This is a genomic window from Microvirga massiliensis, from assembly GCF_001006805.1.
Taxonomy (GTDB): domain Bacteria; phylum Pseudomonadota; class Alphaproteobacteria; order Rhizobiales; family Beijerinckiaceae; genus Microvirga; species Microvirga massiliensis.
Map to the genome: position 1 here is coordinate 177,765 of NZ_LN811353.1, position 15,263 is coordinate 193,027.

16 protein-coding genes and 1 pseudogene are annotated in these 15,263 nt (G+C 64.2%); 9 read left to right on the forward strand and 8 right to left on the reverse strand.

What is annotated here, in order from left to right:
• The 3 genes from BN1233_RS13405 to BN1233_RS13415 form a co-directional block, all read left to right on the forward strand.
• The coding region (locus BN1233_RS13405; protein WP_046864092.1) for a TCP-1/cpn60 chaperonin family protein at positions 1 to 499 on the forward strand (499 nt) is incomplete at its 5' end.
• Positions 500 to 650: 151 nt separating this feature from the next.
• Positions 651 to 1,133: a peptide-methionine (R)-S-oxide reductase MsrB gene (gene msrB, locus BN1233_RS13410; protein ID WP_046864093.1), complete on the forward strand. Its 483-nt coding sequence runs from the start codon at positions 651 to 653 to the stop codon at positions 1,131 to 1,133.
• 159 nt (positions 1,134 to 1,292) lie between these two features.
• Entirely contained in the window at positions 1,293 to 2,018 is a 726-nt protein-coding gene (locus BN1233_RS13415; protein ID WP_046864094.1) for a Crp/Fnr family transcriptional regulator, read from the forward strand.
• On the opposite strand, the gene BN1233_RS42870 is transcribed toward BN1233_RS13415, so the two are convergent.
• Entirely contained in the window at positions 1,927 to 3,066 is a 1,140-nt protein-coding gene (locus BN1233_RS42870; RefSeq protein ID WP_048709133.1) for an FkbM family methyltransferase, read from the reverse strand. The two genes, BN1233_RS13415 and BN1233_RS42870, sit on opposite strands and share 92 nt — an antisense overlap.
• A 46-nt stretch (positions 3,067 to 3,112) precedes the next feature.
• A complete protein-coding gene (locus BN1233_RS13425) occupies positions 3,113 to 3,895 on the reverse strand; it encodes an SDR family oxidoreductase (protein ID WP_046864095.1) in 783 nt (260 codons plus the stop codon).
• A 344-nt stretch (positions 3,896 to 4,239) separates the two neighbouring features.
• Between BN1233_RS13425 and BN1233_RS13430 the strand changes: the two genes are divergently transcribed.
• From BN1233_RS13430 to BN1233_RS13445, 4 genes are all read left to right on the forward strand, one after another.
• Entirely contained in the window at positions 4,240 to 5,175 is a 936-nt protein-coding gene (locus BN1233_RS13430) for a DMT family transporter (protein ID WP_046864096.1), read from the forward strand.
• A gap of 164 nt (positions 5,176 to 5,339) precedes the next feature.
• Complete coding sequence (locus BN1233_RS13435) at positions 5,340 to 6,284, forward strand: aldo/keto reductase (protein ID WP_046864097.1); 945 nt, start codon at positions 5,340 to 5,342, stop codon at positions 6,282 to 6,284.
• A 374-nt stretch (positions 6,285 to 6,658) separates the two neighbouring features.
• A complete protein-coding gene (locus tag BN1233_RS13440; protein WP_046864098.1) occupies positions 6,659 to 7,120 on the forward strand; it encodes a carboxymuconolactone decarboxylase family protein in 462 nt (153 codons plus the stop codon).
• On the forward strand, positions 7,117 to 8,013 hold the full coding sequence (locus tag BN1233_RS13445; RefSeq protein ID WP_046864099.1) for a sigma-70 family RNA polymerase sigma factor: 897 nt from the start codon (positions 7,117 to 7,119) through the stop codon (positions 8,011 to 8,013). The genes BN1233_RS13440 and BN1233_RS13445 overlap by 4 nt, the downstream gene beginning before the upstream one ends.
• Before the next feature lie 99 nt (positions 8,014 to 8,112).
• Here the strand turns inward: BN1233_RS13445 and BN1233_RS13450 are convergent.
• A pseudogene (locus tag BN1233_RS13450) lies at positions 8,113 to 9,340 on the reverse strand (MFS transporter).
• Positions 9,341 to 9,689: 349 nt separating this feature from the next.
• On the opposite strand from BN1233_RS13450, the gene minD reads away from it, so the two are divergent.
• The gene (minD, locus tag BN1233_RS13455) at positions 9,690 to 10,496 is read left to right on the forward strand and encodes a septum site-determining protein MinD (RefSeq protein ID WP_046864100.1); all 807 of its coding nucleotides are present in this window, start codon (positions 9,690 to 9,692) and stop codon (positions 10,494 to 10,496) included.
• Positions 10,493 to 10,753 (forward strand): cell division topological specificity factor MinE, encoded by a 261-nt coding sequence (gene minE / locus BN1233_RS13460; protein WP_046864101.1) that lies wholly within the window; start codon positions 10,493 to 10,495, stop codon positions 10,751 to 10,753. Before minD ends, minE begins: the two co-directional genes overlap by 4 nt.
• 96 nt (positions 10,754 to 10,849) lie before the next feature.
• On the opposite strand, the gene BN1233_RS13465 is transcribed toward minE, so the two are convergent.
• The 5 genes from BN1233_RS13465 to BN1233_RS13485 all read right to left on the reverse strand — a co-directional run bounded on the left by BN1233_RS13465 (position 10,850) and on the right by BN1233_RS13485 (position 15,067).
• Entirely contained in the window at positions 10,850 to 11,491 is a 642-nt protein-coding gene (locus BN1233_RS13465) for a glutathione S-transferase family protein (protein ID WP_048709135.1), read from the reverse strand.
• A gap of 374 nt (positions 11,492 to 11,865) precedes the next feature.
• Entirely contained in the window at positions 11,866 to 13,146 is a 1,281-nt protein-coding gene (locus tag BN1233_RS13470; RefSeq protein ID WP_046864103.1) for a TRAP transporter large permease, read from the reverse strand.
• A gap of 82 nt (positions 13,147 to 13,228) precedes the next feature.
• Positions 13,229 to 13,711 carry a TRAP transporter small permease gene (locus tag BN1233_RS13475; RefSeq protein ID WP_082145444.1) on the reverse strand — a complete coding sequence of 161 codons (483 nt, stop codon included), beginning with the start codon at positions 13,709 to 13,711 and terminating at the stop codon, positions 13,229 to 13,231.
• Positions 13,686 to 14,078 carry a cupin domain-containing protein gene (locus BN1233_RS13480; protein WP_046864104.1) on the reverse strand — a complete coding sequence of 131 codons (393 nt, stop codon included), beginning with the start codon at positions 14,076 to 14,078 and terminating at the stop codon, positions 13,686 to 13,688. The genes BN1233_RS13475 and BN1233_RS13480 overlap by 26 nt, the downstream gene beginning before the upstream one ends.
• Complete coding sequence (locus BN1233_RS13485; protein ID WP_046864105.1) at positions 14,078 to 15,067, reverse strand: TRAP transporter substrate-binding protein; 990 nt, start codon at positions 15,065 to 15,067, stop codon at positions 14,078 to 14,080. Before BN1233_RS13485 ends, BN1233_RS13480 begins: the two co-directional genes overlap by 1 nt.
• Between the last annotated feature and the right edge of the window lie 196 nt (positions 15,068 to 15,263).

Here is a 15,263-nt window from a genome sequence, read left to right on the forward strand (position 1 = left end):
CGCCACCGAGGTCGAGGTCAAGGAAAAGAAAGACCGCGTCGATGATGCCGTCCATGCGACCAGGGCGGCTGTCCAGGAAGGAATCGTGCCGGGCGGCGGCGTGGTGCTTCTGCGCGCCAAGGCGGCGGCCGCCAAACTCAAGAACGACAACCCCGACGTGCAGGCCGGCATCAACATCGTCACCCGCGCCTTGGAAGCCCCGATCCGGCAGATTGCGGAGAACGCGGGTGTCGAGGGCTCGATCGTGGTCGGCAAGATCAACAGCAACAACTCGGAAAGCTTCGGCTTTGATGCGCAGACCGAGCAGTATGTCGACATGCTGCAGGCCGGCATCGTGGATCCCGCCAAGGTGGTGCGCACCGCGCTCCAGGATGCCGCCTCGGTGGCGGGCCTGCTCGTGACCACCGAAGCCATGGTCGCCGAGGCGCCCAAGAAGGAGGCCCCGCCCGCCATGCCGGGGGGCGGCGGCATGGGCGGCATGGGCGGCATGGACTTCTAAGCCCAGCCAAGCTCACCATAGAACCAGGGGCCCCGGAGCAATCCGGGGCCCTTTTCGATGGAAGGGTCTTGCGCTTCTGCGTTCCGACCGTCGAAGCTGGCCCGGCGAATGATGGACCGGTCCCTGGAAGCGCTTGGCAGGATGGGTGGAGATGACGAGGCGTGACCTTCTCCTCGGGACGGCTTCGTGCTTCGCCGGCATGGCCTGGACCCTCGAAGCTGTGGCAGCTTCGAACGATGCTTTCGAGATCGTTCGCACCGAAGCCGAGTGGCGGCGGCTCCTGACGCCGGTCCAGTATGCCGTGCTGCGGGAGAAGGAGACCGAACAGGCAGGCTCGAGTCGGCTCGTACGCGAGAAGCGACGCGGCACTTTCCACTGTGCCGGCTGCGACCTGCCGGTCTATTCCTCGCGGGCGAAATTCGACTCGGGGACCGGCTGGCCGAGCTTCTGGGCTGCTCTCGAAGGCGCGGTCGGAACACGGGAAGACAACTCCCTCTTCATGAGGCGAACGGAAGTGCATTGCCGGCGATGCGGCGGGCATCTGGGGCACATCTTCGATGATGGTCCACCCCCGACCGGACTGCGCCACTGCATCAATGGCATCGCGCTGAAGTTCGTGCGCAGCCCGGTATAGAGTCCGCTGAAAAGATGATGCCCCCGCAGGGATGTGCCGGGCGTCACGAGGCGCGCCCGTTTCGATCCTCAGCCTGTCGAGGATGGGCTTTTCCGGCTGGCGGGCTCCCTTGCGGTCTGGCAAGGTGCATCTCGCCTTTGAGGAATTTTCTGAAACACTATGGCCGTCGGGAAGCTATCGGGACAGGAGAAACGAGACGTACTCGGGACGCATCCACTCTTCGAGGGACTGCCGGTCTCGGTGCTCGACCGCCTCGCGGCTCATGCCCGTATTGCCTCCTTCCCGGAGGGAGATCGGATCTTCGAGAAGGGCGATCCCGGCCTCTCGCTGATGCTGGTGCTGGAGGGGGTCGTCAAGATCAGCATCTTTTCCGACGAGGGCAAGGAAGTCGTCCTGAACCTCATCCGCGAGGGCGAAATCCTCGGCGAGATCGCGATCGTTGATGGAGAGAAGCGGACGGCCGACGCCTGGGCGCTTCGCGACCTGACCCTGCTCGTCATCGACCGTCGGGACTTCATGCAGGTGCTCGCCAGCGAGCCGATGCTCGGCGCCCGCCTTCTCAAGGTGTTGAGCGATCGCTTGCGGAAGACGAGCCAGCAGGTCGAAGAGATCAGTTTCGTGGATCCGCGCTATCGCCTCGCGAAGTCGATCCTCAAGCTCGCAGCCGTCCAGGGCGTGCTGCAGCATCCGGAACCACGCATCACGATGACCCAGAAGGAGCTCGGACAGACCATCGGACTCTCGCGCGAGAGCACCAATCGTCAGCTCCGGGAATGGGCGGAAACGGGGCTGCTCAGCCTCGAGAAGGGCGGGTTCCGGATCCGCGCCATTGACCGCCTCCGCGAGATCGCCAGCACGCCCGCTCCAAAGCACGATTCCTTCTGACGTTCGCGCGTGTCGGGCCTGCGGAATCAGGCTCCGGGCCCCTCCGAGTGCGCACCCGCATCGCCGTAGGCTCGTCGTCCAGCATCAGACCGCCATCGAACGGCGCAGCAATGCGCCCGAGTGCAGCCCGGAAGGCATCGTCTCGGACATACGTGTGAAGAATGCCTTCATCCGCGGGTCCGCTCGCCTGAAGAAGCGACACGAATTGCTCCTCGTCGAGTGTCGGGAGGCGTGCCAGAAAGTCCCGCATCCGGTGACCAGCGGACGGGTCCTGACCTGCGGCAAAAGTCGCGAGAAATCCCTGGACGAGGCGCGTCGCGAGCGCATGGTCCGGATGGGTGGAGTTCTCGTGGGCCCGCCCGAATTCGTAGAGATGGCGTGTCGCGCCCCAAGGGACGGGCGCTCGCGGCAGCCGTGCCGCGAGTTCCGTTTCCTCGGCAGCCACGTAAAAGCGGTTCAGGCCGTCGAAGAGCGCGAAGACGTAGTCCTGTGCGCGGAGAATAGCATCCCATTCCCGCCAGGACTCGGCTGCGCCGTGCGGGGCGACGACTTCGCCGACGACGATGCGCGGCCGCCATCTCGACCAGTCTGCGCCCGCGAAGACGTCCGCCTCGGCTCCTTCGACGTCGACCTTCAGGAAATCGATGCGGTTCACATCGTGTCGCGCGCACAACTCCGCAAGCGTGGTCACGGGGCGCCGGACGGTGCTGTAGGCAGCCCCGAAAGCAGCCGCCCGCCTAGCATTCCGCTCCACCATCGATGACAGCCCGTGGAGCCCCTCGACGATGTGGAATGCAGCATCGCCGGTCTCGCGGCCGATGAGGCTGCCCGAAGCGATGTCGCGCGGCCTCAAACGACGATAGAGCGCAAGGAGAGGCTCCTGCGGTTCTACGACGAGGCCTCTCCAGCCCTGGAGGTAGAACCAGAAGGAGACATTGTCCGCCACCGGGTGGCCGGCTCCGATATCGACATAGAATCCTTGCCTCTGGTCCGCGAAGGCGCAGGCGAGATGATAATCCTCCAAGCGCTGCGCATAGGACAGATCCATGCCTTCGGCTCCACGGTTCGGGTCGCCGAACCACCGTGCGGGCGCGTCAGATCAGGAGCGATTGCCCGCCATCGATCCAGACAGGTGTGCCCGTGATGTGCCGCGCGCGATCGGAGACGAGGAACAGCACGAGCTCCGCGACCTCGTCGCTCGTTCCTGCCGTGTCGCCGGTCAGCGGGATCTTGCCGGCGGGATATTCCGCCGGAAAGGCCGCCTTTTCCGTGTCTCGCTGTTCCGTGTTCTCGTTGATTTCCGTGCTGATCCGGCCCGGGCAGATCACGTTCACGCGGATGTGGTGCTGCGCGAGCTCGAGGGCGAGCATCTTCGTCATCGCGACCTGCGCGGCCTTGGTACAGGCATAGGCGGTGGCGCCGGCGCTCGAGAAGGTTCGCGTGCCGTTGATCGACGCGGTGATCACGACCGATCCGCCACCTGATTTCCTGAGATGGGGAACCGCGTAGTGAAGCGTCAGGAACGTGCCGCGCAGGTTGGTGTCGATCGTCCGATCCCATTCCTGCGGCTGAAGCTCGTCGATCGGCGCCCAGACGCCGTTGATGCCCGCATTGGCGAAGACGATGTCGAGCCGCCCGAACTTCGCGACGCAGTCCTCCACGGCCTTCTGCATCTGCCGCTCGTCGCCGACATCCGCCGCGAGCGGCACGGCTTCGCCGCCTGCGGCCGTGATCTCGCTGCAAGTTTCCCGGATCTCCTCTTCGGTGTCGCTCAAGGCGCCGATGCGTGCGCCTTCCTTTGCCAGGCGAAGCGCCGCCGCCTTGCCGATGCCCGATCCCGCGCCCGTCACGAGCGCAACCTTGCCGCGAAGTTCCATCGAGGTCGTCCCAATGCCTGAGCCCCCGACGTGAACCGGACGAACCGCATCCGGTTCCCTTTCCGGCTCGCACGGCAGAAGTCGGACCGATGGCGTCGAAGGGCTGTCTTCGGACAGGTCGTGCCAGTTTGCCGCGAATGCGAGTTTCGGCGGCAGCCGCGCCGTTGCTTCGGGGCCGGCTGCGTAGTGCTAACGAACGGTAAACATGTGCGTTGGAACACATTCGCAACGCGCATGGAAGCCGTGACAGCTTTGCGCTTCTCAGGAACTGCTAAGAAGGGCTTCTGTTCTTCATCTTCCTTCCGCTGCGCCGTTCCGCGTGCGCGGCTCTCTCCGAGAGCGAAATGACCAGCCAGTTTTTGACAGTGAGGGTTCCCGGGGATCGCGCCCAGGGGGCCGCGGCGATGCATTCCGCTCTTTCGGGGCCGCTGCGCGGCATCCTCCTCATCGTCGCGTCCACCCTGTTCTTCGCCTGTTCCGACGTGTTCACGAAGGCGCTCACCGCAACGGTGCCGGCCGTTGAGGTTGCGTGGATTCGCTACGCCACCTTTTTGCTGCTGGTGCTGCCGCTCGTTCTGGCGCATGGCGGCCGCAAGGTCCTCCGTTCGCAGAGGCCGGGGCTTCAGGTGCTCCGCGGCCTCGGCATGGTCGGCTCGGCCCTCCTCTTCACGATTAGTCTGCGCTTCCTGCCGATCGCGGATGCGAGCGCCATCAATTTCGTTTCACCGATCCTGATCACCGCTCTCTCGATCCCGTTCCTCGGCGAGGTCGTGGGCTGGCGACGTTGGACGGCCGCCTTCGTGGGGCTCATCGGCGTTCTCATCATCATTCGTCCCGGGACCAGCGCTTTCGAAGCGGCTGCTCTTCTGCCGCTGCTCGGCGCCACCTGCTGGGCCGGCGCCGCGATCGTCACCCGCCTGATGAGCAACAGGGATCATACCGTGACGACGCTTGCCTATTCGGCGCTGGTGGGCGCGGTCGTGCTCAGCTTGGCGATGCCCTTCGTCTGGGTGACGCCGACCGCCGAGGAGCTTGCGCTCGGACTCAGCGTCGGCGTCCTCTCGACGGCCGGGCACTGGCTCGTCATCCTCGCCTACAAGCATGCGAGCGCCTCGACGGTCGCGCCCTATTCCTACGTGCAGCTGATCTGGGTCGGTGTGCTCGGCTATTTGGTTTTCGGATCGCTGCCGGATTCCTGGACGATCGCCGGTGCCGGCATCATCGTCGGCAGCGGCCTCTATACGGCCTATCGCGAGCGCGTGCGGGCGGCGCAGCGCTGAGGTCGCATCTCACGCGAGCATGATTTCGCTCGCGTGGGTGGTTTCGGCGCACCGGGCTCCTGGCGCGGGAAGGGAGGCTGTTTCTGCCACGAGACTCCGCTAGATGCGGGCGGTGACCGTTCGGTGCGAGCCTCCCTCCAACCGCCATCGCTGAAAGGTGCAAGATGCAGCTGCGAAATCTCGGGAAGTCGGGCCTGCGCGTTTCGACTGTCGGCCTTGGCTGCAACAATTTCGGCGGGCGCCTCGATCTCGAGGCGTCGCGCCGGGTCGTCCATAAGGCGCTCGATCTCGGGATCACCTTCCTTGATACCGCGGACATCTACGGTGATGCCGGGGGCTCGGAGACGATCCTCGGCGAGATCCTGGGCGACCACCGCAAGGAAATCGTGCTCGCGACGAAGTTCGGCATGGTGATGAGCGAGGAGCGCCAGCTCAAGGGAGCGTCGCGCCGCTACATCATGTCGGCGGTCGAGGACAGCCTGCGGCGTCTCAAGACGGACTGGATCGATCTCTACCAGCTCCATACGCCCGATCCGCACACGCCGATCGAAGAGACGCTGCGTGCGCTCGACGACCTCGTCCACCAGGGCAAGGTCCGCTATACCGGGTGCTCCAATCTGCCGGCCTGGCAGGTCGTGGAAGCGCAATGGACATCTCGGACCCTCGGGCTCAATGCCTTCGTGTCCTGCCAGGACGAATACAGCCTGCTCGTCCGCGACATCGAACGGGAACTCGTGCCGGCCGCCCAGGCTTACGGTCTCGGCGTGATCCCCTACTTCCCGCTGGCGAGCGGCCTCCTGACCGGCAAATACAAGCACAATGCGCCGCTCCCGGAGGGCACGCGGCTGGCGAACACGCAACGCCTCGCATCCCGCTACATGACGGAGCGGAATTGGCGAAAGGTGGAGCGGCTGACAGCGCTCTGCGAGACCCGCAACCGCAGCCTGCTCGAACTTGCCTTTTCGTGGTTGCTCGCCCGTCCGCAGGTCGCCAGCGTCATCGCAGGCGCGACCCGACCGGAACAGATCGAGCAGAATGTCGCTGCGGCCGGATGGGAGCTGAGCCAGGACGACCTTGCCGAGATCGATCGGGTGCTGTCGGAGGCGTGATGGTTGCGCTATACTTATAAATATAGTGCTGCCCTTTACCTCTCCCCCTGGCGGGAGAGGTCGGACGCGAAGCGTCCGGGCGAGGGGTGAACCGCCGCGCTATCCTGTTGATGGTATTGTGAGATTTTCTCCCGAGAGCTTTGCGCTGCCTCCATCGCCCGCCCCTTGTGGGAGAGGTGCCCCAATTTGGCAGAACGAACCCAAATTGTGCCTTCGCCTCTCCCCTTATGAGGTCGCCCCAAGGGGGATGAGGGGAACCACCGCAATCCCAAGTCGACCGCGGCCGACGGGTTCCTCGCTTCGGACACTCGCCATGTCACATTCCGATCGGCTGTTCCGTCTTGGCATCGGGACCACACATTCGGGAGACCACGATGAAGCCGAGACTGAATCCGAATACCGCTGCGCCCGAGCTCATGCAGGCCATGATCGATTTCGAGAACCGCGTCAGGAACAGCGGTCTCGAGCATAGCCTCATCGACCTCGTGAAGTCGCGCGCCTCGCAGATCAACGGCTGCGCTTTTTGCATCCATATGCACACCCGGGATGCACGGGCTAACGGAGAGACGGAAGAGCGTCTGTATCTGCTCGACGCATGGCGCGAGTCGCCGCTCTACTCCGATCGTGAACGAGCGGCGCTCGGGTGGACAGAGGCGCTGACGCTCGTTTCCCAGACGCACGCTCCGGACAGCGACTACGAGGCCCTGAAGGCGCAGTTCACCGATGAGGAGCAGGTCAAGCTCACTCTGCTGATCGCCGCCATCAATGCATGGAACCGGATCGCGATCGGCTTTAGAGCGGTGCATCCGGTCAAAGCGAATCGCGCCGCTGCATGATGCCTGTCACACAGGACGATGCCATCGCGTCCTTCGATTCTCTCAGGCCGCGACTGATCCGCATTGCCTACCGGATGCTCGGATCAGTCGCGGATGCGGAAGACATCGTGCAGGACGCCTTCATCCGCTGGCATCAGACCGATCGAACCGTCGTCCGCAATCCGCAGGCATTCCTTACCCGAACGGTGACGCGCCTGTGCCTCGACTTTCTCGACTCGGCCCGTGTCCGACGGGAAAGTTATGTCGGGCCGTGGCTTCCCGAGCCTGTCGTGGAGCCCGCCTTCGACAAGATGGAAGACATCACGCTGCCGCTCATGATGGCGCTAGAGAGACTGTCACCATTGGAGAGGGCAGCCTTTCTTCTCCATGACGTCTTCGGAACCGGCTTCGACGAAATCGCGCAGATTCTCGGGCGCGATTCCGCCGCCTGTCGACAACTCGCCAGTCGTGCGAGAGCTCATATCCGTGCCGCGCGGCCACGTTTCGCAGTGCCGAAGGAGAAAGGGATGGCGATCGCAACCGCCTTCTATGCAGCCTCGCGCAGCGGCGATGTGCAGGCGCTCAAGTCGCTGCTCTCGGCGGATGTCGTGTCCTACACGGACGGGGGCGGAAAGGCACCGGCGGCGCTCAAACCCATCCAGGGCCAGGATAAGGTTGCACGGTTCTTTGCCGGAATAGCCAGGAAGAGCGGGAGCGGCGCGTCTCGACTCCTCTACCAGGGCCTGCTCAACGGAGAGCCCGGTTTCGTGACGATCGAGAAGTTCGGGATTCTGCAGACGACGACTCTCTCGATCGAACACGATCGCATCGCAGCCATCTACATCGTGCGCAATCCCGACAAGCTGGATCACATCCGGTATCGTCGCGAGGTCACCCAGGCACTGAACGCCTGAACGCGACGCGACCGGCTACGTCGCCCCAAATTGCATCATCGATCGCCCTGCAGCCCTCCCGATGGAGGCAGCCGGTCGTCCTGCGAGGTCGATGCGAGACTACGCGGCTTCCGCAGATTGAACTGCAGGCGGAAGGGTGGCGAGCCAGAGCGCAACCGCGAGTGCGGCGAGCAGCAGGGCGGAGACGAGGCCCGTAACGCCCCACCAGCCGGCCGACGACCAGAACAATCCGCCGATGGACCCGACGATGCTCGATCCGGCGTAATAGCAGAACAGGTAGAGGGCGGAGGCCTGGGCACGGCCGCGCTGCGCGCGGCGGCCGACCCAGCTGCTCGCGACCGAGTGGGCGCCGAAGAAGCCGAAAGTCGCGATGGCAATCCCGGCCAGGATCATCATAATCTGGCTGAAGGTCGTGACGGCGACGCCGGTCAGCATGATGACGATCATCGCCCAAAGGACTTTCCGGCGGCCCAGTCGTCCCGCCAGATCGCCGACCCAGGTCGAGCTGGCCGTGCCGATGAGATAGACGACGAAGATCGCTCCGATGGCGGTCTGGCTGAATCCGTAGGGCGGGGCCGCAAGGCGATAGCCGAGGTAATTGTAGACGGTCACGAAGGAGCCCATCAGCAGGAAGGATTCCGCGCACAGGCCGCAGAGGCCCGGATCCCGGATGTGATCCGTGAAGGATCTCAGCTGGCTCGCCAGATTGGAGCGTCGCGGCCGGAAATTCACAGCCGAGGGGAGGCTGCGCCACGCCGCAATGGCGGCGACGAGCCCGAGCGCGCCGAGGCAACTCAGGGCGAAGCGCCAGGACCCGAAATCCGTCAGAAATCCGGTGACGAGACGACCGGCCATGCCGCCAATGGCATTGCCGCCGATGAAGAGTCCCATCGCAAGGCCGATCGACTTTGGATGCACCTCCTCGCTGACATAGGTCATTGCGACGGCCGGAAGCCCGCCGAGCGTCACTCCCATCAGAGCCCGGGCGAGCAGGAACCTGCCAGCTCGGCATGGCGACCGAGACGATGGTCAGAGTGGCCGAGGACATGAGGGACAGCACCATGACCGGCTTGCGCCCCCAGGCATCCGAGAGCGAGCCGGCGACCAGCATCGAGAAGGCGAGGAGCCCGGTCGTGAGCGACAGCGCAAGGCTGCTTTCGGCGGCACTGATCCGGAACTCCTCCGAGAATACTGGAAGCAGCGGCTGCACCGAATAGAGCGTAGCGAAGGTCACGAATCCCGCCGCGAAGAGCGCGAGGTTCATGCGGCGAAACGCGGGTGTGCCGCTTTCGAGCAGCCGTGGCGCCTCTTCTCGAATCTCCTGCATCATGCGACTCGTTCGGGGCCCGTGAGACGGCAGCGACGTCGTGGGGATGCGCCGTCATGAACTTCCGGACGGAGCCCGGCAAGGCCGCTGCGATCTTCAATGCACTCTGGGCAGGTCGGGTCCCGAAGTTATTGCGGGCCTTGCATTAACCCGATGGTAACCATGTTGAGGCGTAATGGAGACGATGACGTTGCGTAACGAGCGTGACGTTACAGTCGGCTCCACTTCCGATCCGGCTCCTCGGCCTCACCGAGACCGCTTGCTCCTGGCGGTGGTGTGTCCGTGATGCCGGCTCCCCGTGTCGCCACTGTGGCGGAATCCGATGGACATTCGACAAGGGACGACGCGCATGGGGAAGGTTCTCGTTGTGACATCCGGCAAGGGGGGCGTCGGAAAGACGACGTCGACGGCCGCTCTCGGGGCTGCGCTGGCGCAGAACGGGCAGAAAGTCGCCGTCGTGGATTTCGACGTCGGTCTCCGGAATCTCGATTTGATCATGGGTGCGGAACGCCGCGTGGTCTTCGACCTGATCAATGTCGTTCAGGGCGACGCCAAGCTGGCGCAGGCCCTGATCCGCGACAAGCGCATCGACACGCTGTTTCTGCTTCCCGCCTCGCAGACCCGCGACAAGGACAGCCTGACCGAGGAGGGAGTCGCGAAGGTCATCGGCGAGTTGCGGGAGCAGTTCGACTGGGTGATTTGCGACAGCCCGGCCGGCATCGAGCGCGGTGCGCAACTCGCGATGCGTCACGCGGATGTCGCGGTCGTCGTGACGAACCCGGAAGTTTCGTCCGTTCGCGACTCCGACCGCATTGTCGGCGTGCTCGATTCCAAGACGGTGCGAGCCGAGAAAGGGGAGGTCGTCGAGAAGCATCTCCTCCTCACGCGCTACGATGGCTCGCGGGCCGAGCGCGGCGAGATGCTCAAGGTCGAGGACGTGCTGGACATCCTGTCTATTCCGCTTCTCGGCGTCGTGCCGGAGAGCCGGGAGGTGCTGCGCGCTTCGAATCTCGGGACCCCGGTCACCCTCGGAAGCCCCGGCAGCGCACCGGCCCAGGCCTATGAGGAGGCCGCTCGGCGCCTCCGAGGCGAGACCGTCACGACGAATACGGGTCGAGGTTTCCTGGGCAAGCTGTTCGGACGGAGGGCCGCATGAAACTTTGGAGCTTCTTTGGCCGGAGGGAATCAGCCCCGGTGGCTCGCGAGCGCCTCCAGATCCTGCTCGCGCACGAGCGCACGGCGGGCAGCGGTGAATCCGACCTGGTTGCCCTCCTCCGGGAGGAGATCCTCGCCGTGATCGCCAAGCACCTGGCGGTCGAGCAGGACAACATCCAGATCAAGATGGACCGCGGTGCCTCGGTCTCGACGCTCGGGGTCGACATCGAGATCCCGATGCGGGTGGGGGTTGCTTGAGGCATATAGCCTTCGCAGGAAAACCGCTCTCGCGGGAGAGATGGTGTGCGTAAAGCCGCACATCATCTCTCTTACGAGGCATCGGTCTGTCTGCCGTTATCCGAACTGAGGCGGTGTCTTCTGCATGGAGGGGCGCTGACTCATCGCCTCCCACCATTGGCGGAGGCCCGGTGTAGATGCGAGCAAACCTTCGGCATCGGGCGCCAGGACGAGATAAGCGAAGATCGGAGCCAGGAAGCAATCCGCGAGGCTGATGTCCTGTCCGGCGAGAAATGGGTTCGAGCCCTTCAGGCGCTCGAATTCCGACAGGCATAGTTGCACCATGCTCATCGAGGCTTGCACGATCGTCTCGTCGCCCTGGCCGCCCTGCATCGGCACGACGAGGCGCTGCCAGACGAGTTGCCTGATGATGGATCCATAGGCGTAGGAATCGATCACCGCGATGATCTGATCCATGCGGGCTGCCTGCTTGGCGTCGGACGGTTGCAGGGACGGGCCCGAAAACACGCGATCGATGTAGCGGGAGATCGCGATGGTTTCGTAGAGCGAAAACCCGTCATGCTCGAAGGCAGGCACCTTGCCGAAAGGATGGCGCCTGGTGTGTTCCGCCCCCTGCGCCTCGCCGGCCATGATGTTGACGGGCTTCAACTCGTAATCGACGCCCTTCTCCTCCAGCACGAGGCGAACGGTTCGCGTATAGGTGCTGAGGCTCGGTCCATAGACGATCGGCTTTGCCACGAGTTCCTCCCTTGCCGTGATCGGATCTTGCCTGTGGGGCATACCCGACGGTCGGGAGTGTAGTGCGATGGCCGCGATCACGCTACGGCATCTGTGCGGAGATGATCTACTAAGCGCCGGGCCTCGATGTTCTGCTGAGCCGACCGGCTGAGATCAGTGCCACTCGGGAGACGAGTCACGCCCGAGGGCGAACGGACCCACTGCCGTCCTTGCGAGCCGCAGGCGTGATGCACTGCCCGTTCCAGCGCCTCACCGTCTTTGCGAGCCGCAGGCGAAGCAATCTACCCGTCGTCCGATTCGCTCCTGGATGGCTTCGCTCTGCTCGCCATGACGGAGCACCTCACTGCAGGCGTGCGATCCGTCCTGAGCGCCTCTCACGACAGCAGGTGCGGCAGGAAGAGCGCGACCTGCGGCACGAACAGGATGAGCAGCATGACCGCGATCATCACGGCAAGGAACGCCGTGAGGTAACCGAATGAATCCGACATCGGAATCCGGCCCACGCGACAGGCTGCCATCAGGTCGATGCCGAGGGGCGGCGTGTTGGCGCCGATGGCGAGATTGAGCGTCAGCAGAATGCCGAAATAGACCGGATCGATCCGGTAATGCTGCATGATCGGAACGAAGACGGGCGCGAGGATGAGAATGATCGCGATTGTCTCCATGAACATGCCGAGGAGGAGCAGGATGAGCATCATCAGGAGAAGGGCGACGGTCGCGCTGTCCGTGAAAGTGCCGATGAACTCCACCATGTACTGGGGCACCTGTTCGGCGGCGAGAATCCAGCCGAAGAGGCTGGCGGTTGCGATAACGAACAGAATGCTGCCGGTCGCCTCGGTCGCCTGCTTGAGCTGCTCGACGATGATCTTCAAGCTGAGTGCGCGATAGATCAGGCCGCCAACCACCAAGGCGTAGGCGACGGCGACGCCAGCCGCCTCGGTCGGTGTGAACAGGCCGCCGCGAATGCCCCCGACGATGATCACCGGCGCAAGAAGGGCGAGCCAGGCGCTGCCGAGTGCCTGTCTCAGCTCCCGCCAGGAGAATGCCTCGCCGCCGCGCCAGTCATTCTTCCTGGCGATGATGTAAGCCACGACCATGAGGCCGAGTCCGGTCAGGATGCCAGGCACGATGCCGGCCACGAAAAGCTGGCCGATCGAGGTGTTCGTCGCCGTCCCGTAGACGATCATCACGATGCTCGGCGGAATGACCGTGCCGAGCGATCCGGCGCAGCCGAGCAGGGCACAGGAAAAGCCCGGGTCGTAACCGCGCTCGCGCATGGCCGGGAGCATCATCGTACCGATGGCGACGACGTCTGCAACGCCCGATCCCGACAGGGCGCCGAAGAGCATCGCTCCCATTACGGTAACGAGAGCCAGACCGCCGGTCGTGCGCCCGACGATCGCGCTGCACAGCCGCACGATCCGCGGCGTCAGATCGCCATGCAGGAGAAGCAATCCGGCGAGCAGAAACAGAGGGATCGCGAGCAACGTGAACGAGTCGATCCCGGCGACCATGCGCTGGGCGACGAGGATGATGGGCGCAAGATCGGAAAAGAAGAGATAGCCCGCGGATGCGAGACCGAGCGCAACCGCGATCGGGACGTCGATGACGACGAGGACCGTGAACAGGCCGAGAAGAAGAACGAGACCATTCACGGAATCAGCATCCGGAATAAGCGTGCCGCGAAGCGCGGCGGCAGCTGTGAATCACGACTCGGAAACTTTCGGTAGGGGATACTTAGCGTCTTGGAAGCGCGATCAGCGCGATGATGCACGAGAGAGCAGCACCGACGGGCAGCGCGAGATACATCCACGCCACGGGAATTTGCAGGGAGGTCGTCAGCGAATTCCAGGTGCGTGACGTCAGGTCCCAACCCGTCCAGGCGACGACGGCCATGAAGCCGATCGTGCAGAGGTCCGCCAGCATCGAGATAACCGATCGGGCGCGCTCATGGCGGACGATCAGGGGCAGGAGGCCCGCCGAAAGATGCGAGCGGCGGACCGTCGAGACGACGACGCCGAGGAACGTGACCCAGATGAGCAGAAGGCGCGGCACCTCTTCTGCCCAGGGTGGTGTCCGATGGAGCAGAAAACGCATCGCAACGGTGTAGATGACCGTTGCGGAGAACAAGGCGACGCCGATCGAGCCGATCGCCAGCGTCGTCTGCTCGATCAGGCGTTCGAGCCGCGTGAATTCATGCCCCGGTTCCGGCTCGGCCATCTCCACCTCCAGCCACGCAGAGCATGCACTCGTCGCAATAGGCCGAGACCACGACCCATTCCTCGGACAACACCTCGACGATGTGATCGGTCCCAGGCGGGATGCGAACGGCCGTTCCAGGAACCAGACGGTAGCGTTGATCCCCGACCCGAAGTTCGGCCTCGCCCTCGAGAGTGAGCGTGACCTCGTCGCGCGGGTGCGTGTGAGGGAGACTCATGGCTCCCTTCTTGCCGCGCACGACCGCGAACTTGATGAAGCCCTCGCCCCGTGCGGCCGGTGAGAAGATCACCTGCCGCTGGAAGTCGAAGAGTTTTTCGACCGGAACGTTGTCGAGATGGACAACCTCGGCCTGGCGCTGCCCGGGCATCACTGGCGATACTTGTTCAGGAGAGACATGAGCTCGGGCCCGTAGACTGCCTCCTGGCTCTTCCACACCGGCTGGACCGCGGCCACGAAGGGCGCCGTATCGACCTTGTTGATTGCCATGCCCTTGCCCTCGAGCTTCTGGATGAAGTCGGCGTCCGATTCCGTGATCATGCGGCGCTGCTCGTCACGCCACTTTGCGGCGGCTGCCCGGACGATCTTCTGGTCGTCCGGTCCGATGCGGTTCCACACGGATTGAGACACGACCAGACAGGCCGCGCCCCAGACGTGGCCCGTCAGCGACAGGTATTTCTGGACCTCGAAGAAGGACGAGCCGTAGATGATCGAGAGCGGGTTCTCCTGGGCGTCGAACACGCCCTGCTGCAGGGCCGAATAGAGTTCGCCGAAGGCCAGCGGCGCGGGCTCTGCTCCGAGCGCCACGAAGGTGTCGAGGCGGACCTTGTCGGGCGTCACCCGGATCTTCAGCCCCTTCAGGTCCTCGGGCTTATTGATCGGCTGCTTGTTGTTGGTGACGTGGCGATAGCCGTTCTCCCACCAGCTCAGGACGACGATGTTCTTGGAGAGGAGAAGCTTGTCGAGCGCCGCACCGAGCTCGCCGTCGAAGGCCGCGAAGGCCTTCTCGCGAGTCGGCCAGGCATAGGGGAGCTCGACGATGCCCATCTTGGGCTCGATCGGCTGGAACGAGCCGCTTCCGATCACGCCGGCCTGAACGGTGCCGATCTGAAGCCCCTCGACCACCTCGCGTTCGCTGCCGAGCTGACCTCCGGAAAAGACCTGGATGTTGACGCGTCCCTGCGTCTCGCGCGCAACCTGCTCGGCAAAGCCTTTGGCTGCGACATGCCAGCTATGGCTGTCCGACAGCACGTGGCCCAAGCGGATCGTCACGGGCTTGGACTGGGCGGCTGCCTCGCCCGCAGCGAGGCCAATTGCAAGCGCGCCGCATGCAGCGGCTATGAAGGAACGACGAAGCATCTTCTGGATCTCTGGTCCGGTCTGGGCGCCGGTTGGGATGGTGGGACGGGCCCTTTTAGCCGACTTCCGGCGTGATGCCAGGGGCAAACGGAAGGTGTGAATCCATGCTTGGGCATTGTCCGCGGAGGAGTGAGCCTGCGGCAAGTTGTATTCCGAATCTTGGGAATTCCGGGGTGGCGCGCGGCCTGTAGCCCGT